Genomic DNA, 23,473 nt, shown 5'->3' on the forward strand with positions numbered 1-23,473 from the left:
GCTTTATTCAACGGATTTGCAGCAGTAGTAGTAATAGTAACCGTTGACCGGGCAGCATCATATTTACGCACCAACGTATCTGAAGCAACATTACCATTACCTGCCGCATCCGATGCTGAGTTTTCTGCCACGCTCACTTTCACTTCGCCATCCATGGCCGGCACTATAGTAGCAGTATATGTTGTGGCATCTACACGCATAAAGCCAGATACAGCGCCATTCGCTACAACAAGGCCTGCTTTATTAAAACCTATCACAGCTTCGCTGAATTTAACAACAACATCAAATACACCATTTAGCGGGTTTGCAGCAGAGGTAGTAACCGTTACCGTTGGTCGGGTTGCGTCATAGTTCCTCAGTAATGTATCTGAGGCAATATTTCCATTGCCGGCCGCATCCGATGCTGAATTTTCTGCCACGCTCACTTTCACTTCCCCATCACCTGCTGGTGTAATAGTTGCGGTATACGTTGTAGCATCAATACTTGTAAAGCTGGATATCGCGCCGTTGTATACAGCAAGACCAGAATTACCAAATCCTGTTACAACCTCACTAAACGTGACTGTTATATCAAATGATTTATTCAGAGGATTTGGAGCAGTAGTAGTAATAATAACCGTTGGCCGGGCAGCATCATATTTACGCACCAACGTATCTGAGGCAATATTTCCATTGCCTGCCGCATCAGACGCTGAATTTTCTGCCACGCTCACTTTCACTTCCCCATCAACAGCCGGTGTAATGGTGGCAGTGCATGTTGTAGCATTAATAACAGTAAAGCCTGATACTGCACCGTTTTCTACAGCAAAACCAGATTTACCAAAACCTGTTACAGCTTCACTGAACGTAACAGTAATATCAAATGCTTTATTCAACGGATTTGTAGCAATACTAGTAATAGTAGCTACTGGTTTAGTAGCATCATATTTACGCACCAATGCATCTGAGGCAATATTTCCATTGCCGGCCGCATCCAATGCTGATTTTTCTGCCACGCTCACTTTCACTTCGCCATCAACAGCCGGCGTAATAGTTGCGGTATAGGTCGTAGCATCAATACTAGTAAAGATGGATATCGCGCCATTTTCTACTGTAAGGCCAGATTTACCAAAACCAGTTACAGCTTCACTGAATGTAACGGCAATATCAAATGCTTTGTTCAGCGGATTTGCAGCAGTAGTAGTAATAGTAACCGTTGGCCTGGCAGCATCATATTTACGCACCAACGTATCTGAGGCAATATTTCCATTGCCGGCCGCATCCGATGCCGAATTTTCTGCCACGCTCACTTTCACTTCGCCATCAACAGCCGGTGTAATGGTGGCAGTGTATGTTGTAGCATTAATAACAGTAAAGCCTGATACTGCACCGTTTTCTACAGCAAAACCAGATTTACCAAAACCTGTTACAGCTTCACTGAACGCAACAGTAATATCAAATGCTTTATTCAACGGATTTGTAGCAATACTAGTAATAGTAGCTACTGGTTTAGTAGCATCATATTTATGCGCCAACGTATCTGAGGCAATATTTCCATTGCCTGCCGCATCCGATGCTGAATTTTCTGCCACGCTCACTTTCACTTCCCCATCAACAGCCGGTGTAATAGTTGCGGTATACGTTGTAGCATCAATACTTGTAAAGCCGGATATCGCGCCGTTGTATACAGCAAGACCAGAATTACCAAATCCTGTCACAACCTCACTAAACGTGACTGTTATATCAAAAGATTTATTCAGACGATTTGCAGCAGTAGTAGTAATAGTAACCGTTGGCCGGGCAGCATCATATTTACGCACCAACGTATCTGAAGCAATATTCCCATTGCCTGCCGCATCCGATGCTGAATTTTCTGCCACGCTTACTTTTACTTCGCCATTAACTGCTGGTGTAATAGTGGCAGTGTATGTTGTAGCATTAATAACAGTAAAGCCTGATACTGCACCGTTTTCTACAGCAAAACCAGATTTACCAAAACCTGTTACAGCTTCACTGAACGTAACAGTAATATCAAATGCTTTATTCAACGGATTTGTAGCAGTAGTAGTAATAGTAGCTACTGGTTTAGTAGCATCATATTTCCGCACCAACGTATCTGAGGCAATATTTCCATTGCCGGCCGCATCCGATGCTGAATTTTCTGCCACGCTCACTTTCACTTCCCCATCGACTGCTGGTGTAATAGTTGCGGTATATGTCGTAGCATCAATACTTGTAAAACTGGATATCGCGCCATTTTCTAAAACAAGGTCAGATTTACCAAAACCAGTTACAGCCTCACTGAACGCAACAGCAATATCAAATGCTTTATTCAACGGATTTGCAGCAGAGGTAGTAACTGTTACCGTTGGTCGGGTTGCGTCATAGTTCCTCAGCAATGTATCTGAAGCAATATTCCCATTGCCTGCCGCATCCGATGCTGAATTTTCTGCCACGCTTACTTTTACTTCGCCATTAACTGCTGGTGTAATAGTTGCGGTATATGTCGTAGCATCAATACTTGTAAAACTGGATATCGCGCCATTTTCTACGGTAAGGCCAGATTTACCAAAACCAGTTACAGCCTCACTGAACGTAACGGCAATATCAAATGCTTTATTCAACGGATTTGCAGCAGAAGTAGTAACTGTTACCGTTGGTCGGGTTGCGTCATAGTTCCTCAGTAATGTATCTGAGGCAACATTACCATTGCCTGCCGCATCCGAGGCTGAATTTTCTGCCACGCTTACTTTTACTTCGCCATTAACTGCTGGTGTAATAGTTGCGGTATATGTCGTAGCATCAATACTTGTAAAACTGGATATCGCGCCATTTTCTACGGTAAGGCCAGATTTACCAAAACCAGTTACAGCCTCACTGAACGTAACAGTAATGTCAAATGCTTTATTCAGGGGATTTTTAGCAGCAGTAGCAATAGTAACCGTTGGCCGGGTAGCATCATACTTACGAACCAATGTATCTGAGGCAATATTACCATTGCCTGCCGCATCTGATGCTGCATTTTCTGTCACGCTTACTATCACTTCACCATCTGCTGCTGGTGTAATTGTAGCGTTATAGGTACTGCCATCTATACTTGTAAAGTCAGATACAACTCCATTTACTACAACAAGATCATTCTTATCAAAATCAGTTACAGGTTTATTGAATACAATTGACACTTTGAATGCGGCATTTACGTATTGAAGTGCCTGAGAGGACAATTGTGCAGTCAAAGCTGTTGTATCAATAATAAACCTGGTAATATTTGTAAATGCGCTTTCATTTCCTGCCTTGTCTGTGGCTTTTACTTTTATTTCATGCGCACCGTTCCGGAGCGGGTGAATTGTCGGGTACTGCCAATTTTCTCCGGCGTTTGAATGTACGGTAGCGGCAAAAGTTCCGTCAACATAAACAGCCACTGCTGCATCGGCTTCGGCTGTGCCCTTTACAACAGGTAATGTGTTATTGATTGAGCTATTATGGGCTGGTTGGGTAATAACAGGCACAGCAGGTGCTGTTCTGTCAAGCCAAATGGAAGCAGTGGTAACGGATGTATTGCCGGCTTTATCGCGCAGCTGCACATACACCGTTTTATTACCATCACCGGAATTCAGTTCCCAGGTCTTTTCCGGGCTAACGGCAGCGTATTCGCTATAGGCTTTACCATCATTAGAAAATGCTGCTTCTACGGCGCCATTATCGTCACCTGCCGTAACGGCAAGCGTTACGGTTGTTTTATTGGTATAAACGGCGTTGGCATTTATTACAATAGAACCTGTGGGCGGTGCTATATCCACTGTCCACTTATAAACGCCCTGTACCGGGCCTGTTGTGCCATAACTATCTACCGCACGAACAGATAAAGTGTGATTTCCTGCGGTAAGTCCGCTTATAGTAAACGGGTTGGGAACAGTTATAAAGACACTACTATCAACAGACGCCTGATAGGTTACACTGCTTACATTGCTGCTAAAATAAAACGATGCACTTTGCTGGTTTGTAAAGGAGGCAGGCCCGCCAGCGATAGAGGTTTGCGGAGGCAAGGGATTAACCTGTATCTGATGTGTTGTTTTGTTTTCACAAACACCGTTTGACACCGTATAAGTAATAATGGCAGTTCCCGGCGCTACACCTGTTACCAGGCCGCCAAAAGTACTCACGATTGCTACCCCCGTGTTGGATGAGCTCCACCGCCCACCGGTAACATTGTTATCCAATGTGGTGCTTCCGTTTACAAGCACAGTGGCTTTACCCGTAATTGGGGACACTGTTGGCAATGGATTTTCAACAAGGGTGATTGCCTTATTCAATGTGCATCCTTTGCTATCTGTTATGGTTACTGCATAGTCACCGGCAGGAAGTTCCGTTGTTACGGTATTATTTCCGCCCAATGGCAACCATTTATAGCTGTATGGTGCGGTGCCTCCTGAAGCGGTAACAGATGCTTTGTTTCTGCTTAAGCCGGCACAGGAAGTTTGCGCCTGTAATATAACTGTTGCAAGGGCTGCCGCAGGTTGTGTAATAGCAACGTTACCAGTAAAAGTGCAACCTTTATCGTCAGTAACGTTATACGAATGGGTTGTGGCAGAGAGACCTGTGGCTGTTTTACCAGTAATGCCTTTACCGGTCCAGAGATAGGTGTAGGGAGCGGTACCACCATTGGCATTAATGGTAGCTGTACCATCGCCGCCCCCATGGCAACTTACAACGGTACTGGTAGTGGTTGCCGTTAACGCCGCCACCGGCTGCGCCACAGCAAATGATTGATTTATTTTACAGCCACGGGAGTCTTTTATTTCGCAGCTATAATTGCCGGCAGCCAGATTTTTTGCGGTTGCTAACGTGCCACCGGCAGGAGCCCATACATACGTATATCCGGTAGCACCAGGTGTTCCACCAGTTGGTGTTAATGCAACAGACCCGTTTGATAAGCCATAACAAGTCACATCTGCCTGTACAGCCGAAGCAGTTATAGCAGTGGGTTCGTTAATCGTAAAATCTTTTTTTAACGTGCATCCGTTTTTATCTTTTATGGTACAACTATACGTACCGGCACCGAGCGTACTAACGGATGAGGACGTGCTGTTAGCATTTGTCCAGGTGTAGGTATAAGGTGCAGTGCCACCTGCAGGCGACACACTTGCTTTACCATCTTTTGCTCCATTACAGGTTACACCCGTTGAAGTGGTAGTAGCGGATAACGCGTTGGGTTGTGTAATGGTAAAAGAACCCGTTCGCGTACAGCCGGCAGCATCATTCACTGTTACAGAATAAACTCCGGACGCAAGGTTACCTGCCGTGGCATCCGTTGTTCCGTTTGACCATAAATATGTGTAAGGCGCCGTTCCGCCGGAAGGCGAAAGTGCTACCTGTCCGGTAGCGGCACCGGCACAGGTAACATCTGTTTTTACGCCGTTTATAGCAAGGGTATTATTCACGCCAACGGTAAAATAGGTGGACACAAAACTGCCCGACCCATCACTTAATACGGCGTTACACCAGTAGCCACCCGGTGCAAGGCCACTGGTAGATGTACCAATGCCTTTGGCATTATAATTTGCATCATACCACCTGATGGTATACGGCTCGGTGGCATTATTAAATATTGCCGATACCGCCCCGTCATTTTTGCCACAGGTGGCATTGGTAATGTTTAATGTTAACGACAGCATCGGCATTTGTATAGTATACACTGATTTAACACCATTCGCCGCTGTAACTTCCAATGTACACGGTGTACCATTTGCGTTTACCGTATAATATAAAGTGGATACGTTAACTCCATTTATCTTTACCGTTGTACCGGCAGCAACCGTAAAATTCAGGGTTATAGTGCCGGTACGCGGGCCTATAACTCTGGAATAATTGTAAACATCGGGGCTAAAAGCCGGCGTTAATCCGCCGTAAGTAGATAAGGATTGCAGTTGCCCATGTGCACTTACATACAGTACAAGGCAGAGAATAAGGTGTAGTGTTGAGCGTAAAATTACTTTCATAATCGCGTAGTGTTGCCACGGCACGGGCATTTTTGCCGGTGGGGCAAAAATATCGGCAACACAGTATCACGATATGTTCAAAAAACACTCAGATATGGTCAACTTATCAGTTCATCTTTTTCATTTCCGCAGGGGTAAGGTTATAACGCTCTTTAAAAAGCCTGCTGAAATTGCCAGAGTTTTTAAACCCAAGATATAAGGCTATATCCTTGGTACGTACCCCTTGTTTCAACTGCTCAAAAGCATAGCGCATCTGCACTTCACGGAAATAGTCAAATGCTGAATACCCACAAAAACGCAGGAATTGCCTGCGCATGGTAGATACGCTCATGCCCCCCATTTCGGCCAGCGTTTCCAGGCCCGGGAAGCCTTTGCGTACGTTTTGTTCCAGGTATTGCATAATGCGGTTCATGCCTGCTTTCACCTGCTCATCCGGATCAACGTTTATAACAGATTGCGGCTCAGATACAATGGTAAAGAAATCTGAAATCAGTGTAAGCGAAAGCTTCTTTAATACCAGGTTGTAAATGGCCGTACGTGGGGTATTGAATACCAGATTGTCCAGTTCCGTTAGAGTATGTTTGTAAAAACTATCACTGAGGAATGACATATTGCTGCTTTGCTTATGAATCACTTTCACATACTCGGCCTGCGCGTCTGCAGTGGAAAGATCGATGGTTGTTGCAAGCCAGGCGGGGGTAAAGCAGAAGATAAACGCCTTTACAGCTGCCCCTTCCACAAAATGCGTATCGTAATCAAACTGATTATTGTAAAAACTGCACAGGCTGGGTAGCGAAAGTACTTTGCTTTCCAGCGGCCCGGCATCCACGCTTTTAGCAAGCGGTGTTTTTTGTACAGGCCCCTGTATACGCTGGTAACTAAGGCAATAAAATTCTGTATCCCTGTCTCCATGCATTACGTAAGTGGTTTCCTGTTTTGCCTTCATATCTACTATAAACAGGTAGCACCCTTCCTCCAGTTTTTCGTAATGGAATACGGTGTCCACATCAGGCATGCCTGCCGTTATGGTACGCAGTTCTTTATCATGCCCAATGGAAGGAATGGTATCCATAATGGCAATAAACTTTTCAGGATAGGTGATAGTCCAGTGCTGCAATGGCTGTATAGTCTGGGACATAATTGCTTTTCAGTTGTATTGGCAGCGCTAAATTACCCAACATAAGGCAGTTAACCTCATTAATTCGAATCCTGTCTTTGCCCGCTACCCGTTTTACCGGCAGATTCATTAGACGCATCGGGCAGGTCTTCTTTGGTAAGCCCTTTATCTTTCCTGGATTCCTGTTCCGATGGGGCTTCTTTCACTACCGGTTTCTTGTTGTTTATGGTAATTTTCTCTTCTGTGGTGTTTTCTTTCTTCATACAAAAAGGTTTTGATACAGAAATGTTTCGTAAAAAGATCGTTCCACAGTCTTAACCGGTAGTTTACCTTTACTTCTCCGTAAAACGACCGGGCGTTTGTGTTAACGGCTACCGGCATAATATGTGCAGGTAAACACCACCGCGCTATCAGCACGCTTTATTGCAATAGCAGCATAACAATCATTTCAGACTACCTGATACATATGGCAACACTTTCCAGCGAACATTATAAAGCCACCAGAAAAATAATGTTGGGCAAAGCAGCTATGAACCCGCATTTTCAGCCGCTGGCCAACTGGATAAAGGAAACCTACGGCATACTACCCGTTAATATATGCTGTAAAGTAATTGAAAAACGGAAGCAAACTGAACTGGAGATTTTTGTGGAACGCGAAAGCGAAAGGGCTATGTTTTATACGAAAGACCAGTTTACGTTTAACAAAAATAAACAGCAGGCCATTATACGGCAATTTCAATGGTTGATGCAGCAACAGGGCATCAGCCAATACAACACCGAAAACATTTGGGTTACCTGCTGTGCTTTTGAAATACTGGCTAAAGCAGAAGCCAACGAAAACATACCGGGCGATGCCATCCGCCGGTTAAAGGAAGAATTGAGTGCAGAGGGACTTTGGGAAATATCTGTATGCTTTGGCTACACCACCTTTTTTGTATATACCCGGCAACAGGTAAAGGAAATGGCAGACAGTGCAGTATTACACCGCTGGACAGATGCCTGGTTTCAGTTGCTGAAGCAGTATGATACGTTTGATTATTTTGAACGGGAATCATTTAAGCTGGTGCTGGATAGCAAAGAGAATTTTGATACCACTTATCAGGGCAACTGGTATTATTATTACAAATAGTGTCACACTTTTCATTTCAAAAGAATTAATCCTTCTGTTTAAAAGTAATAAAGGAAAAGCGTGATAATATCTGATACAGGGCAATTTTCAGCTTACCCATTGTTTCCGGTTTTTCCAGGAAAAAATTAGCCCCTTCGCGGAAGAAAAAATTAACCGAATCCGGGTTACGCATGCCTGTGTATACAATAACAGGCAAAGCATCGTACTCTCTGTTAGCACGAATAGCTTTAATGCATTGCCGGCCGTCCTGGTAAGGCATCTGAATATCCAGAAACAGCAGATCAGGAACATACTTTTTCAATAACTGCATCAATATTTCCCCATTTTTCACCGTATTCAATTCCACATTCGCTTCAATGGCCGCTATGGCATCGGCGAAAATCATACAATCCTCATCATCGTCATCTGCAAGTACCACAATGGGCAGGGGCAAAGTATTGGTCAGATCCATGTCGTCCTATATGCTATTAATTAAAAACTACATGCAGACTATCAAAAAAATGGCCAATTATTCATTCAAAACAGCGCTTGCCTGGCACAGCCGGTAAGCCATCATCAAACCCGTATAAAAACTACTGGTTTTCCTCGACCTCCTGCCTTAAACCCGCAATAATTTCTTCAACACTTCTGGCTCCCATATTTCCCTTTCCATGGCGCCGCACAGCAGCCTTTCCTTCCGCTACTTCCTGTTCACCAATCACCAGCATACAGGGTATCTTCATCCGTTCAGCATCGCGTATCTTCTTACCTATTTTTTCGTTACGGTCGTCCATTTCCACCCGTATATCTGCTTTTTTCAACTGCAGTAAAACGTTTTGGGCATAGGGTAAAAACCTATCGCTTATGGGCAACAACTTTACCTGCACAGGTGCCAGCCACAACGGAAATTTTCCGGCACAATGCTCTGTAAGTACCGCAATAAAACGCTCCATGCTGCCAAAGGGCGCACGATGTATCATAACAGGGCGGTGCCGGGCATTGTCTTCCCCAATATAGGTAAGGTCAAAACGTTCGGGCAGATTATAATCTACCTGAATAGTACCCAGTTGCCATTTACGCCCAATGGCATCCTTTACCATAAAATCAAGCTTAGGGCCATAAAACGCTGCCTCGCCATACGCTGTTACAGTGGTTAGCCCCTTTTCTGCGGCCGCTTCTATAATAGCCTGTTCTGCCCTTTGCCAGTTTTCTTCGCTGCCTATGTATTTACTTCTATCTTCCTTATTGCGCAGCGAAATTTGTGCGGTGTAATTGGTAAACCCGAGGCTTTTAAACACATATAACACCAGATCTATAACAGTTTTAAACTCTTCTTTTACCTGTTCGGGCATACAAAACAAATGGGCATCATCCTGTGTAAATCCCCGCACACGGGTAAGCCCATGCAGCTCGCCATGCTGCTCGTAGCGGTACACAGTACCAAACTCCGCCAGGCGCAAAGGCAAATCTTTATAACTCCGGGGCGCAGTTTTATATATTTCACAATGGTGCGGGCAGTTCATAGGCTTCAATAAAAACTCCTCTCCTTCCTGCGGGGTTTTTATAGGCTGAAAACTATCCTTACCGTATTTTTCATAATGGCCACTGGTAACATACAGGTTTTTGTGACCAATGTTAGGGGTAATAACCGGCAGGTAACCACTTTCCATTTGTGCCTTCTGTAAAAACTGTTGTAATCTTTCCCGCAGCATAGCGCCTTTGGGCAGCCATAGTGGTAAACCCAGACCCACATTTTCAGAAAAAGCAAACAGTTCCAGTTCTTTACCCAGCTTACGGTGGTCACGCTTTTTCGCGTCTTCCAGCAATGCCAGGTATTCATCCAGCTCTTTCTGCGCGGGAAAGCTTATGCCGTAAATACGGGTGAGTTGTTTATTGTTTTCATCGCCCTTCCAATACGCACCGGCAATGCTGGTTAGCTGAATGGCTTTAATAAAACCGGTATGCGGAATATGCGGCCCACGGCATAAATCGGTGAAATTACCCTGGGTATAAAAACTGATATTGCCATCTTCCAGGCCATGCAACAAATCCAGTTTATACCTATCGCCTTTTTCAGTAAACCACGCGATAGCCTCCTCCTTTTGCATGGCCTTGCGTATAAAAGGTGCGTTGTTTTTAGCCAGGGCGCTCATTTTCATTTCCAGCTTCCGCAGGTCATCTTCGGTCAGCTTATAATCGCCCAGGTCTATATCGTAATAAAAACCCTTTTCCAAAGCAGGCCCCACCCAGAATTGAGCATCGGGAAAAAGCGCCTCTACGGCTTCTGCCAACAGGTGGGCGGTGCTATGCCAGAAGGTGTTTTGCCCTTCCGCATCTTCCCATTTTAAAAAACAGATAGTAGCATCAGTTGTTATTGTTGCAGACAAATCCTGTACAACGCCATTTACTTTTGCAGCCAGCACCTGGCGGGCCAGCCCTTCGGATAGTGACTTTGCAATATCCCAACCTGATACGCCGGCTTCATACGGGCGCACACTGCCATCAGGAAACGTAATGTGAATACTCATCCTTTGCATACATCGGTTTTATCAATTACCTGAAATAAAAAAAGCCCCGGTATAACCGGGGCCTTTCTGTTGTACTATAAATATATTATCTACATACAAACGCCCCAGCTACCTATGGTAGTTGTTACAGACGTTGTTGTATATACGTTTCTAATCATTAAAACAAACCTACTGATTTTATTTCAATTATTCAGCTAAAGATACAAATTATCTATGCGCTGTAAAATACTGTAAGCTCCCAACAAAGAAGCCGCCTCGTTATTAACGGGCGGCTTCTGCTGAAAATGCAAATTCTACAACTACTACTGCTGAACCACTGCCCCCCGCAACGATTCAACTATACGTGCTACACTTTGCAAAGCCTTATTGGTGGCAGGTACGCCCGCTTTGGCAGCACCCTTTACCAAATCTTCTTCAAAAGCATCCATATGGCTATTATTTGCTTTACCATTCATCCGGGGGTTTTGTGCAGGGTCGTGCGCTGCACGCATGCTTTTACCGCCGTATGTAAAGTTTTTAGCGCCGGTGCCTACGCAAACAAAATCGGTAAGACTTTTACTTAAAGCAGCAAAACCGCTGGTATTGCCGGCAGTAACTTCTGCAAGCAATACTTTAAAAAAGCCGTTAATACGGCTATCGGCTGCAATTACAAAAATGCTGCTGTCTACAATATTGCGGATTAATAACCGGCCCGCTTCTATTTTAGCGCCGGAGTTAGCAGGGTCCGTTACCATAGTGGTTCCGCCTAACGAATCGTACAGGGTAGGTGCCGCTGCCGGTGTGTTATCGTTTTTAGAACATGACTCACCAAGCAATACAGTACCAGCCAGTGCTGCCACCAGCACCAGACAAGAAATTGTTTTCATCTGTTTTTATTTATTGTTTTTTAAAAGACGCGTTTGAAGTAGCTCATTAACCGGGATGATACGGGGCCCGCAGATGCAGGGCAACCACTTTTCAGTTCAGCTGCGGTAGGCATATAACGGGCTACCTGATAGCCCAGCTGCGCCTGAAGTTTGGCAGCAACAGCATCCGCATTTAACTGAACAGGAAAGAATGTAAAAATTGCTATGCGGTTATCGGGGTTGCACAATACATGGCTAATGCCTTTTTGCTCATAAAGCCATGCAGTTATTTTATCAGCATCCTGCTGGTTAACCGCCTGCTTAATATCAAGCCGGGCCATTACAACCGTATTGGCATCCGGCGCTTTGGGCCTTGTTACCATGTATATATGTACCGCCAGTAAAACAACCAGTGAAAGAACAATACATCCACAAACAACCAGGGCTTTTTTAATAAAGGGCCATTTTTTCATAAAAGTTTTCCTTTATAATAAATACGACAATTTTATGACAATGGTTTTACAACAAATAAAAAAATAACGGGTAAAAGCTGCCTTTTACCCGTTACAAAATGTTTGAGTAATAACTGCTATTAAAAGCCACCACCTACTGCAAAGCCCGTTACCTTATTGGGGTAATCGCGCCCGGCAGCCGCCATGCCTGTAGTAGTATTAATAGTATACAAACGTGTAGCACCGGCCACTGTAAGCAAAGCATAGCCCTGGTTAGTGGTACCACCTATATCAAAACCATTGGTACTTTCTGCGGTAACACCCAGGCTTCCTGTTTCGGTAAGTACGCCATTATTAGGGGGGTCTTGCTTATACAAACGTGTGCTGTTTAATACAAACAAGGTGGTAGAAGCAGCACCTGCAAAGCTGTTGGTATAAGCAGCGCCTGATATAAGTAAGGTGGCAGGGTTTAAGGTAAGGTCTGTATTAGATATAGTACCATCTACCGGGCTAAGGCGCAGGTTCTGGCCCAGGTCTGTTACCAGTCTTATCTTATCTACCGTTGGGTTAAAATCAAACCCTAATGCTGTTGTTCCCGCAGTAAGTGCAAAACCACTACCCACTGCAGTAGCCAGGCCAGTACCCAGGTTAAAGGTATACAAGCGGGCAAAATTACCGGCAGGTGTAAGTGTTATACCATATAACTGGCCGTTGGCTGGTCTGAAATCAATACCAGCTATCACCTCCCCTGTGCCCAGGCCGCCCACAGTTTTGGTGGTTATGGCTGTTTTAGCCAGGGGGTTAAATATCTGCAGCTGACCGTTGCCTGCTGCGTAGGCCACCGCATCGGAAGGAATGGCAATATCTATTACTGCTGCAGAGAGGGTACCTGCCAGTCTGGTAGCCGCATTGGCTGTATCCAATGTATACAGCCGCGTTGTACCCGATGCAGTAAAGGTGGCCAGTATCCTGCTGTTATCGGCGTTTATATCAAAACCTGCCTGCCCGGTAAAGTCTGCATTAATAGTACCTACCTCTACCAGTTTACCATCGTTAGGTGGTATTTGCTTGTACAATTTCCTGTTGGCTACATCAATATCAAACAAGGTAGTAGCAGTGGCACCTGCCACGCTGTTAGTATAAGCAATACCAGTTACAGCAGCACCGGCAGCACCGTTAATAGCAATATCGGAAGCAGCAAGTGCCCCGGTTTCAGGGTGCAGGCGCAGGTTCTGGCCGCTGTTGGTAACCAGCCTTATTCTATCTACCGTAGGGTTAAAATCTATACTGGCAATAGTACCACTAATGGCTGGCGAAAAAGCAGCGGTGCCTACAACAGTGGCGCTGCCTTTGTTTGTGCCCAGATGAATGGTATACAGGCGGCTGTTGCTGCTAAGGGCATACAGTTGCCCCGTTGCGGGCCTGAAATCAATACTCAACAACTTTTCGCCGGCAGCCAGGCCGGTTACATTCACCGTTTCCACCGGTGTTTGTGTGGCTTTTACATTATATTTTATTAACTGGTTAGAGGCGGTAAGCCCCCAGAAGAAAAAGTCGGCTCCCATGTCCATGGTATCGTCATCGTTCTTTTTACAGGATGACAAAAAAGCTACAGTAATCATTAACAGAACAAGAATAGGGCGGTTGTGGTAACGCTTCATGGTTTCATTTTAACCAATTACGTAAACCGCTGTATTATAGATTTAGCAGGGTGTATTTTAATATACCTCATTCCATCCAAACGCTTTCTCTGCCTGCTTTTTCAAATCGCACCCGGCCGCTCCGCTCCGGAAATGCACAAACTCGCCCAAATAACGCCAGACTACAGGCAAATAGTAGGTGTGGGCGTTTTTTTGATCACTGGCCTGCACCATTTGAACGATTATCTATAATACTGCCCGGCACCCGCCGGCTAGTTTTGCATTACAATAAACGGCAGATTATGACAAGGGCTTATATTACCACTTTAGCACAATACAACAACCACACAGACAGATTAATTATGGATTGGCTTAGCCAGATTAGTGAGGAACAATGGAACCAACCCCTTACCAGCAGCTTTGCCAGCATACGCCAGACCGCTATACATATGGTGAGCGCCAAAAAGGTATGGATTGACTTTTGGACAAAGGCCCCCCACCCTGTTTACCTGAGTGGGGTGTTTAACGGCACGCGGAAAGATTTGATTGAACTCTGGGAAAGCACATCAGCAGATTTGCAAAGCGTAATTGACAACTATCCCGAAGAAGCCTATCAACAGCCTGTTACTTTTATGTATCCTGACGGCAGGCAGGGCCAGATGCTTTTCTGGCAAACCCTGCTGCATTTTGTTAACCATGCCACCTACCACCGCGGGCAACTGGTAACCCTGCTACGGCAGGCTGGCTTTACCAATTTTACCAATACAGATATGGCAGGCTTTTTTATGGCTGCAACGCAGTAGCAGGGTACAAAAAAGTCCGGCAGTAAAAACTGCCGGACAATCCTATACAGGGGGATACTTATGTTACGCAACATACTCCATCCCCCACTTATACAATTCATTAATGCTGGCCTCTAACTTTTCCCCCTTTGTGGTTAAGGTATATTCTACCGTAGGTGGCACAGTGGCAAATACCTCTCTGGTAATAATGCCGTTTGCTTCCATATTCTTCAGTTCCTTTACCAGCATGCGGGTGTTTATGCCAGGAATCAGCCGCTCTAACTCGCTAAACCGCTTTTTGCCGGAAAACAGCGCATAGATGATAGACATAGACCATTTTCCGCCAATTACGTCCAGAATTTCCTGTAAGGCACACCGTTCTCCACATTTTTCAACTTTTTTATCGCTCATAGATGCCTGATTTTACTTAAAGCTTTACTTTCTGGTACTACTTTACATTCGTGTAACCACTTTCAAAAGTAAAGTAATGCCTTTTTCTTTGTATTCTAAATCAAAAAGGATATGAATCATTCATTGAAAGGACAGGTTGCCTTAGTAACAGGTGGAACGAAAGGAATTGGTAAAGCTATTGCCGACAAATTAAGCGGTGCAGGCGCAGTAGTAATTATAACAGCGCGAACGGCACCGGAGGAAAACCCAAACGGCCATCACTTTATAGCAGCAGACCTTGCCATGCCCCAGAGCGCTGAAAAAGTTGCGGAAGAAATTGTAAAGAAATACGGAAGAATAGACATTATTGTAAACAATGCAGGTGCTAATTTAAGCCCCGGTGGCGGCTTCAGCACGCTTTCAGACGAACATTGGAATAATGACTGGCAATTGAACTTTATGTCTGTAGTGCGTATGAACAAAGCGCTGTTGCCTACCATGATTGAACAAAAAAGTGGTGTAATCATCAACATTTCAACAGGTGCTGCCAAACAGCCTATCTGGGAAATGACGATGTCTTACTCATCCGCAAAAGCAGCATTGAATGCATACAGCAAAGCACTGGCAAGCGAAGTAGGCTTAAAGGGAATACGTGTAAACGTGGTTTCGCCAGGCCTGGTTAAAACACAGTTGATGCTGGACTTTATTGATAATCTGGCTAAAAATTCAAACACCACCTCAGAGAGTGTATTTAAAGCGATAATGGACAAGGTAGGTGTACCGTTGGGCAGAATGGCAGCATCTGAAGAGATTGCCAGCCTGGTAACGTTTCTTGCTTCTCCGGAAGCGGTATATATTACCGGGGCCAATTATGCAGTGGATGGCGGTGCAGCACCTACTGTGTAAAAGCAATAGCTTCCTTGTAGTAACACAATAAAAAACGACCTGCCTAAAAAGGCAGGTCGCATATATTACACAAGGGGTTAGTATTTTCCGGCTGATTATTTCAACAATACCGCCAGTTTCTTCTCCAGCTCCTCACCTCTTAAATTAGTAGCTACAATCTTTCCTGAAGGGTCAATCAGAAAGTTAGATGGAATGGCTTTTACACCATACAACACCGCAGCAGGGCTTTCAAAACCTTTCAGATCGCTTACCTGTGTCCAGGGCAGGCTATCCTGCTTTACGGCATGCAACCAGGCACGGCGGCCTTTATCATCATCCAGCGATACACCCAGTATTTCAAAGTTCTTCTCTTTAAACTTTTTATACGCTGCCAGCATGTTGGGGTTTTCCGCACGGCAGGGTTTGCACCAGCTGGCCCAGAAATCTACCAATACATAGCGGCCACGGTAATCGCTCAGCTTTACCTGTTTGCCGGTGCTATCGGGTTGGGTAAAATCCATAGCCATAACACCTGCCTGGGTTTTCCTGCCGGTTTCAATCATACCCGTTATTTTTTTACCCAAAGCGGTGGCCTGTAATGCGGGTGCAAAAAGGCTGAAACGGCGGGCAGCAGTATCGGGGTTAAAATTATAGCCTACCTCTATGTAGCCAAATGCCTGTAAGGCTACATAGGAGTTGGGATGTGCTGCTATAAACTGGCGGGTAACACTATCGTAACCGGTTTGCGATTGCTGCTGGGCGGCACCCAGCGCTTTGCGAAAAGCACTATCTTTACGCTCTTCGGCCGTTTTTGCATAATATGCCTTTGTTACAGAATCAGCCGTTTTGCGGTAAGGGCGCTGCAACGCTGTTAACAGGTTACCTTCTTCATTGGCTACAGAGCCTTTTACTACAGCGTTGTTAACTGAATCGGCAGCAGTAATGGTTATGTTGGAATTTTCGAGCCAGAAGTACAGATAATCCTGGCGAACCCTTTTACCCATAGTAGCCGTATCGTGCTTTAACACAATAGAAGCCTGTACAGGATTGTTTACCTGCCCGGTAAACGCAAAGCTGCCTTTGCGTAGTACCACCGAATCTTTTACGGTTTTACCGGCAGCGCTATACTCCAGGTAAGCTATAGCCGGTGCATCTACTGCACCTACTTTTCCCTTTACGGTATATCCTTTCTGTGCCATCAGCCCCATTGGCAAACTGCAAACAATGGCCAGCAAACTATTCCTGTTCATGATGTATTAATTTATATACTATTTAATTCAGCAGCCTTTACGGGTTAAGGTTTCAGCCCCGGGTTTTCACCCAGCAGCTTGGGAGAAATCTGAAATACAAAGTTCTCCGGCTTTAGCGTAAAGGTTTCTTTTACGGCACCTGCCTCATCAAACACCACATGCTGGTATGCAGGCATACCTGCAAACAGCGGATCAACCGAAAGCCTGCGCATATCAAACCAGCGGTAGCCCTGTGCGCTGAACTCGCGTATACGCTCTTCCATTATAAACTGCAGCAAAGGCATTTTAGCCGCGGCGGCCGTGGCAGGCACTCCGGCATCTGCCGCAGGTATACGCTTCTGGCGCAGGGTAAGCAAATCGCTTACTGCACCTTCCAGGTCTTCCTTACGCGCTTTTACCTCGGCGCGTAACAGATATAATTCCGGTACACGCAGGCCGTAAAAAGCACTCAGCTGTCTGTTTCTACGGAACATTTTTACACCATTGGTCATGGTAAGAGAATCGCCAAACCATTTGCGGCGCATATCGGAGGCACCATACAATGCCATGGTAGCGGGCGATAACCAGAAGTTTCTGTTGCTGGTACCTGTATAAGTGTTGCTGTACTGTTTGGCATATACATTCTCCTGATCGTACGGCGCTACGGTAGCAGAACCGGCGGGTAAGGTTTGATAATCCATCAGGGAGGTGCCGGAGCTGGTACCGGGTGTAGATAAAGCCAGGTTGCTGATGCTTTCGTTTAACAAAGGCAGCGCCTCATCAAACCTGCCCATGAATATATACACTTTAGCCAGCAGCCCCTGTGCGGCTGCTTTGCTCATGCGAATGCGGTGGTATACACCTGCCGATGCCATATCGGGTATAGCAGCTGTAAGATCGGCAATAATCTGATTGTACATGGCCTGCACGCTTACTTTAGTATAAGGGCCATTGTTTACATCAGAATCCAGTATTAAGGTAAAAGCCGGGTCTGTAGCAGCGGTGGCAGCATTGTAGGGTTTACCAAAAAAATTCACCCATAAAAAATGTACCCAGGCGCGGCCCGCAAGCGCTTCGGCACGCAGGGCTTTTTTGGTATCTTCTCTGCCTTCGGTGGAAGACATTACCTCGCCAATAATCTTGTTATAAATATACAGGTGCTTAGAGGGGTTCAGGGTTTCTGCCGCATCATCGCCGCCGGTGTAAATATCTGTTTGCCATTGAAACAGCTTTTTATCTGCAAAGCTGGCGCCCGTCCAGCGCGGCTCTACAGAAGCCAGCTCGTCCCCCATCAGCGTATGGTTACCAGCATTGGCAATTACCAGGTCTGTATTGTTCAGCAACAAATCGTAGTCAGATGTTTTCTGAGCGATAATGACGCCTTTGGGTTCTATTTCCAGAAATGATTTTTTACAGGAAACTGCGGTGGCAAGCAATAATGCCACCAGTGCCGGTTTGCCTACAGTTTTATATACAATGTTCATGAATCGTTTCTTTAAAATGTTATAAGGTAACATGCGCACCAAGGGTAATAGTATGCTGGTTGGCAGGTATTACACCCTGGTATTCCGGATCTACATTAAATTTATTGGCTTTCCAAAGCATAATGTTAGACACCTGTACGCGGAAAGTAATGTTTTGTGTTTTTAAACGTACACTGTTTAATACACTACGCGGCATATCGTAATACAACGTAACATCTCTGAGTTTAACAAAAGAAGCATCCACTATATTGTTAACGCCATTGAGGAAATAGTCAACATTGCCTAAGCCATTAATAGCATCTCCATTACCCACAAACGGAGGAATATCTGTAAAGTTTTCATCTCCCTTTTTCTGCCAGCGTTTCAGAAAATCAACCGACACATTGCGGTGCAGCATACCACCAAAAATCAGATTACGGTCTAAACGCATTACATTGCCCATATTGTACACCATATTAGCGCTTAACCGGAAGTTTTTGTAACGGAAGGTGTTGCCTAAGCCTCCATTCCATTTGGGTTGAAAAGAACCTGCAAACACCATATCTTTTGCCTGGGCACTGTTTCTGTTATTGGTTACCGTACCATCTGCCAGTTTTACCAGCGGCAAACCATCTGCATCCAGGCCAACATAGTTGTAACCAAACAGCGTATAAGCAGGTAATCCCTCACGCATAGTTACCAGCATCATATCTGCACCTGTTTGTGGCTGTCTGGGGCTGGTTAAACGATCAACCGTGTTTTTGTTGTGCGCAAAAGTGAAGTAGGTACTCCAGCTGAAATCGCGCGTGGCAATGTTGGTTGAGTTAAGGTTTAATTCAATACCTCTGTTAGAGATATCACCCTGGTTACCGGTTACGGATGGCCATCCATTGAGACTGTTGGGATAAATTACCCCCAGCAGATCAGTAGTTTTTCTGATATATACATCAACCGAACCGGATAAGCGACCATTTAACACACCGAAATCGATACCAAAATTGGTGGTTCTGGTACTTTCCCACGACAGCTTATCGTTACCAGGCGTGTTGATGGTTAAGCCCACACCGCCAGGAAACCAGGCATTGGAACGGCCACCAATAACGTCATTAGAAGCTGCCACACCCGGGCTGGGTGAGTTACCGGTAATACCGTATGTTACACGTACCGCCAAACGCTGAATAGCGCTTACAGTCTGCATGAAATCTTCATTACTGATATTCCATTTTACCCCTGTACTCCATACCGGCCTGTTTTGTGCAGCTTTGCTTTTACCAAACAGATTACTCTGATCAATACGCCAGCTGGCATTAAACGCATATCTCCGGTTATAGGTATAACCGGCGTTGGCGTAGTAAGAAGTAAAACGGCGTGTGGTTTCGTTGGTACTGAAATTATCATACGCAAGAATACTGGCTACGTTAGCATAGTTAGGCCAAACGGTACCCATTAGCACGCCACCCAGTGTTTTATAATCTACTGCACCGGTGGTAAGCAGGTTTTCGTTAAAACCTCTTACGCGTGTGCGTTGTTGCGTACTAAACTGTTCCTGCGATTCCTGACCGAATATTGCGTTTATTTCATGCTGTTTCCATTGCTTATCATAAGCCAGCATATTCCGCACCGTCCAGTTACGCTGATCGCCCGTTAAGGTAGTTAAGCGGCCACCGTTGGTGGGCAGGTAGTATACCGGGGTAGTAGCCGCATTGGGCGCTACCGTAAACTGTACAATTTCTTTACGCACTTCAAAAGACTGCAGGCTTTCAAACTGCTTTTGTGTTAAGCTGCCTTTGATATACCCGTACGTACCTTCAAAACGCAACCCCTTCCATAAATTAATGGTTACGCCTGTGTTAATACGGGCGGTTAAAGAAGTGTTTCTGGTATAACCATATTCCCGCTCGTTCAGCGGATTATAATCCAGGCTTATGCGGCTTCTGCTTTCATAATCGCTGCGTATAGAATCTGGCAGGCCCACCAGTATGGGCACAGATAAGTTGTTACCGTTAGCATCCTGAAACAACTGATAGGGATAAAAAGTATAATCAATATCCCGGTTAGGTTTGGAGGAGGTGCTGTTGGTAGACAAATCTGTAAGTAAATAAAAACGCGCCCAGGTAGTTGGTTTAAAATCCTGACGCAGGTTTATTTTATAGTTGTTATTTTTTTCACCGGGCTCATTACTTACGGTATTGGTATAAGAACCGGAGCCGTAGAAAGAATAGGTGCCGCTGCCGCCACTCATGGAAATGGTATGATTGGTAAGCATGGCATTGCGATACAGCAGATCTTTAATCTGTCCACGGTTATCTATACCTGCCAGGCTATCCAGGCCCTTACGTGCCTGTTGCGGGGTAATTAACCCACGGTATTCGTTATACAGAATCATTTCGTGCGGTGCAATGGTACCATCCAATCCGCCGCCTTGTCTGTTAACCGTACTCCAGGGGTATTGCTTTACAAAACCATAATCGTTTCTGCGAAATATTTCTTCTGCCGCAGACACAAACTGCTGGCTGTTAAGTCTGGGCATGTAATCCAGCTGTGGCCTGCCCTGAAAGTTTACAAAGCCATCGTAGTTTACGGTAACCTTACTGTTGAAGGAGCCTTTTTTGGTAGTAATTACAATAACGCCGTTGGCTGCACGTGCACCCCAGATTGAGGCAGCAGTGGCATCTTTCAGCACCGTAATACTTTCCACATCCTGCGGGTTAATACCTGATATGCCCGACATGGTTAAAGGGTTCAACTCATTGGTTAACCTGACATCATCATTCATTACCAGGCCATCTACCACAAAAAGAGGCTGCGGGCTGGTACCGGAATAACCGATGCCGTTAAGATTAGGCGCACCGGTAGTAGCTAAACCCCTGATGATAAACTGGTTTCTGTTAGGCGTATTATTCACCACCAGGCCAGGCACCAGACCATCCAGGTTCTGCAACACACTCATAGAGCTGCTGCGGTTGGCTACCACATCCATATTTACTTTGGTATAAGAACCGGCACTACGCTCACGCGAAATAGTCTGATAGCCGGTGCTTACCACCCCTACATCATCCAGGCGTGCCACTTTAATACGGGCTACCAGGGTTACATTTTTTTCGCCGGAGAGCTGGCGGGTAAAACGGTCTATGTTTACGCCGTTCATTTCCAGCACGGCATCTGGTGCTACTTCGTTTAATTTAAAATCGCCATACTCATCGGTAACAGCCCCCTTGCGGGTGCCTTTTACCTGTACATATACACCTGCCACGGGTTTGCCGCTGCTATCTACCACCTTACCACGCAGTTCTGCGGGCGGCGGGGCAAAAGATTCCATTACCAACTGGTAAGTGGGTTCTTCTTTGCGGACAGCTTTGGTAACCACAATGGTATTGCCCTGAATTTCATAATCCAGCTGCTGACCGTTAAGTAATTCTTTCAGTGCCTTATCCAGCGGCATATTACTCCAGTTTACGGCTACCGGCTGCGCGGCAGATATATCTTTTTTATCATAAAAGAACACATAACCGGTTTGCTGTTTAATAATACTGAACGCCTGTTGCAGCGTTACCGCTTTGCCCTTGTAACTCACCTGCTGCGCTACACCTGCTGCCGATACCTGCAGGCATGTAATAAGCATTACAATAGTAGTTAGTTTCATTGCTAAGGATACAGTTTTGGTACATACCCCTGGTAAAAAACCAGTTCCGGGCCATTTTAATTGCATAAATTCGCAGTGTTTGGGTGAATAATTTCCAGTCCGCTACAGCGTACAGCTGTGCAGATAGCAGTTACAATTACCTCTTACAGTAAACCGGGAGAAGGGTCCAATCTTACGCCCGGTTTTTTGTTCCTTCTTATTTACGGTTGAATAGTTACAATATTTCCATCAATCTCATAATGTATTCCTGTTTTGGTTAATATTCTCAGTACCTGATCTAAACGCAGTGTACGGCCTATTTCGCCTTCAAAAGTGCGGGCGGGTATCTGCCCTTCATACTTTACTTCTACATTATACCACCTGGCCAGCTGGCGCATTACGGTGGGTATATCTGCATCCTGAAAACTGAATATGCCGTTTTTCCAGGCCAGTGCTTTTTCCACATCGCCTTCCGTTACACGCAGCTCCTTTTGCCTGCACCACGCTGCCTGGCCCGGCAGCAGTGTTACCGGCAGTACGTTACCATTGACTAATGTATTACCCGTTACCTGTATTTTGCCGTTGGCAAGGGTGGTTACCTCGGCCCCTTCGTCTTCGTAAGCATTAATATTAAAAGCGGTACCCAGTACCTGTATCTGCGAAAGCGGGGTAGCTACATAAAAAGGCTTACGGGCATCTGCCGCCACCTGTATGTAAGCCTCACCGGTAATTTGTATGCGGCGTTCTTTTGCCGTAAACGCTATGGGGTAGCGGATACTGCTGGCTGCATTCAGCCATACCCCGGTACCATCTGGCAGAATAATATGATATTCGCGGCCTTTGGGGGTTGATATGGTATTGTATGCCAGGCCGGTGCCGGTGTTTTCATACACCAGCGCACCGTTTACCACCCGTACTTCAGCACCACCCTGCAAGGCAACCACACCGTTTTTAATAGTATCCAGCATTACCTGTTTACCATCTGCCAGGGTAAGCAGCGCCCCGTTTATGCCGGGGGCCAGCTGCGGCGTTCTGGCAGCCACGGGTTGCCCAGGCTGTGTAGCCTTGCGGGGCAGCAGCAACCAGGTACCTGCCAGCGCCGCCAGCACCATAGCTGCGGCGGCCATCCACCTGCGTGGGGTTAAACGTTTTACCGGTGTTACTTGCGTTGTGCTGCGTTCTGCCGCAATACGGGCGGCAAGCCCCTGCTGAATATGCTGCACCGCCTGCGGGTAATGGCCAGGCGCAGCTGCTTTTTGCTGCAACTGCCTGTCCAGCACCTCCGCAAAAGCGGCATCATTCTCTGCTGCAGACAGCAAAGTTTGCAGGGCATTCCATTCCTCCGGGGTAATAGAGCCTTCTGCCAGGCGCTCTAAATAATATTCCGCTGTATGGGGCATACGTATATATAAACCAGGTTAATAAAAGCGCGGG

General features: G+C 45.7%; 16 protein-coding genes. 3 read left to right on the plus strand and 13 right to left on the minus strand.

Features of this window, described 5'->3' with window-relative positions:
- The 3 genes from IEY13_RS06830 to IEY13_RS06840 form a co-directional block, all read right to left on the minus strand.
- The coding region (locus tag IEY13_RS06830; RefSeq protein ID WP_188951244.1) for an Ig-like domain-containing protein at positions 1-5,978 on the minus strand (5,978 nt) is incomplete at its 3' end.
- Between the two features lie 106 nt (positions 5,979-6,084).
- Positions 6,085-7,116 (minus strand): helix-turn-helix domain-containing protein, encoded by a 1,032-nt coding sequence (locus tag IEY13_RS06835; RefSeq protein WP_188951245.1) that lies wholly within the window; start codon positions 7,114-7,116, stop codon positions 6,085-6,087.
- Between the two features lie 59 nt (positions 7,117-7,175).
- The gene (locus IEY13_RS06840; RefSeq protein ID WP_188951246.1) at positions 7,176-7,358 is read right to left on the minus strand and encodes a hypothetical protein; all 183 of its coding nucleotides are present in this window, start codon (positions 7,356-7,358) and stop codon (positions 7,176-7,178) included.
- 203 nt (positions 7,359-7,561) lie between these two features.
- Between IEY13_RS06840 and IEY13_RS06845 the strand changes: the two genes are divergently transcribed.
- The gene (locus IEY13_RS06845; RefSeq protein WP_188951247.1) at positions 7,562-8,224 is read left to right on the plus strand and encodes a hypothetical protein; all 663 of its coding nucleotides are present in this window, start codon (positions 7,562-7,564) and stop codon (positions 8,222-8,224) included.
- A 25-nt stretch (positions 8,225-8,249) separates the two neighbouring features.
- On the opposite strand, the gene IEY13_RS06850 is transcribed toward IEY13_RS06845, so the two are convergent.
- From IEY13_RS06850 to IEY13_RS06870, 5 genes are all read right to left on the minus strand, one after another.
- A complete protein-coding gene (locus tag IEY13_RS06850; RefSeq protein WP_188951248.1) occupies positions 8,250-8,675 on the minus strand; it encodes a response regulator in 426 nt (141 codons plus the stop codon).
- Between the two features lie 121 nt (positions 8,676-8,796).
- Entirely contained in the window at positions 8,797-10,740 is a 1,944-nt protein-coding gene (gene thrS / locus IEY13_RS06855) for a threonine--tRNA ligase (RefSeq protein ID WP_188951249.1), read from the minus strand.
- 293 nt (positions 10,741-11,033) lie between these two features.
- Complete coding sequence (locus IEY13_RS06860; protein WP_188951250.1) at positions 11,034-11,597, minus strand: globin family protein; 564 nt, start codon at positions 11,595-11,597, stop codon at positions 11,034-11,036.
- 20 nt (positions 11,598-11,617) lie between these two features.
- A complete protein-coding gene (locus IEY13_RS06865; RefSeq protein WP_188951251.1) occupies positions 11,618-12,049 on the minus strand; it encodes a hypothetical protein in 432 nt (143 codons plus the stop codon).
- Positions 12,050-12,168: 119 nt separating this feature from the next.
- Entirely contained in the window at positions 12,169-13,689 is a 1,521-nt protein-coding gene (locus IEY13_RS06870; RefSeq protein ID WP_188951252.1) for a DUF4394 domain-containing protein, read from the minus strand.
- Positions 13,690-13,970: 281 nt separating this feature from the next.
- On the opposite strand from IEY13_RS06870, the gene IEY13_RS06875 reads away from it, so the two are divergent.
- On the plus strand, positions 13,971-14,471 hold the full coding sequence (locus IEY13_RS06875; RefSeq protein ID WP_188951253.1) for a DinB family protein: 501 nt from the start codon (positions 13,971-13,973) through the stop codon (positions 14,469-14,471).
- 63 nt (positions 14,472-14,534) lie between these two features.
- Here IEY13_RS06875 and IEY13_RS06880 read toward each other — a convergent pair whose 3' ends face one another.
- Entirely contained in the window at positions 14,535-14,861 is a 327-nt protein-coding gene (locus IEY13_RS06880; RefSeq protein WP_188951254.1) for a winged helix-turn-helix transcriptional regulator, read from the minus strand.
- A gap of 111 nt (positions 14,862-14,972) precedes the next feature.
- On the opposite strand from IEY13_RS06880, the gene IEY13_RS06885 reads away from it, so the two are divergent.
- Positions 14,973-15,746 carry an SDR family oxidoreductase gene (locus tag IEY13_RS06885; protein WP_188951255.1) on the plus strand — a complete coding sequence of 258 codons (774 nt, stop codon included), beginning with the start codon at positions 14,973-14,975 and terminating at the stop codon, positions 15,744-15,746.
- Positions 15,747-15,841: 95 nt separating this feature from the next.
- Here IEY13_RS06885 and IEY13_RS06890 read toward each other — a convergent pair whose 3' ends face one another.
- The 4 genes from IEY13_RS06890 to IEY13_RS06905 all read right to left on the minus strand — a co-directional run bounded on the left by IEY13_RS06890 (position 15,842) and on the right by IEY13_RS06905 (position 23,439).
- Positions 15,842-16,975 (minus strand): TlpA disulfide reductase family protein, encoded by a 1,134-nt coding sequence (locus IEY13_RS06890; RefSeq protein WP_188951256.1) that lies wholly within the window; start codon positions 16,973-16,975, stop codon positions 15,842-15,844.
- Positions 16,976-17,019: 44 nt separating this feature from the next.
- Positions 17,020-18,438, minus strand: a complete 1,419-nt coding sequence (locus IEY13_RS06895) for a RagB/SusD family nutrient uptake outer membrane protein (RefSeq protein ID WP_188951257.1) — start codon at positions 18,436-18,438, stop codon at positions 17,020-17,022.
- A 19-nt stretch (positions 18,439-18,457) separates the two neighbouring features.
- On the minus strand, positions 18,458-22,060 hold the full coding sequence (locus IEY13_RS06900; protein WP_188951258.1) for a SusC/RagA family TonB-linked outer membrane protein: 3,603 nt from the start codon (positions 22,058-22,060) through the stop codon (positions 18,458-18,460).
- A 200-nt stretch (positions 22,061-22,260) separates the two neighbouring features.
- A complete protein-coding gene (locus tag IEY13_RS06905) occupies positions 22,261-23,439 on the minus strand; it encodes a FecR family protein (protein WP_188951259.1) in 1,179 nt (392 codons plus the stop codon).
- Positions 23,440-23,473: the final 34 nt, after the last annotated feature.

The organism is Filimonas zeae (genome assembly GCF_014641615.1).
GTDB classification, from domain to species: Bacteria; Bacteroidota; Bacteroidia; order Chitinophagales; family Chitinophagaceae; genus Filimonas; species Filimonas zeae.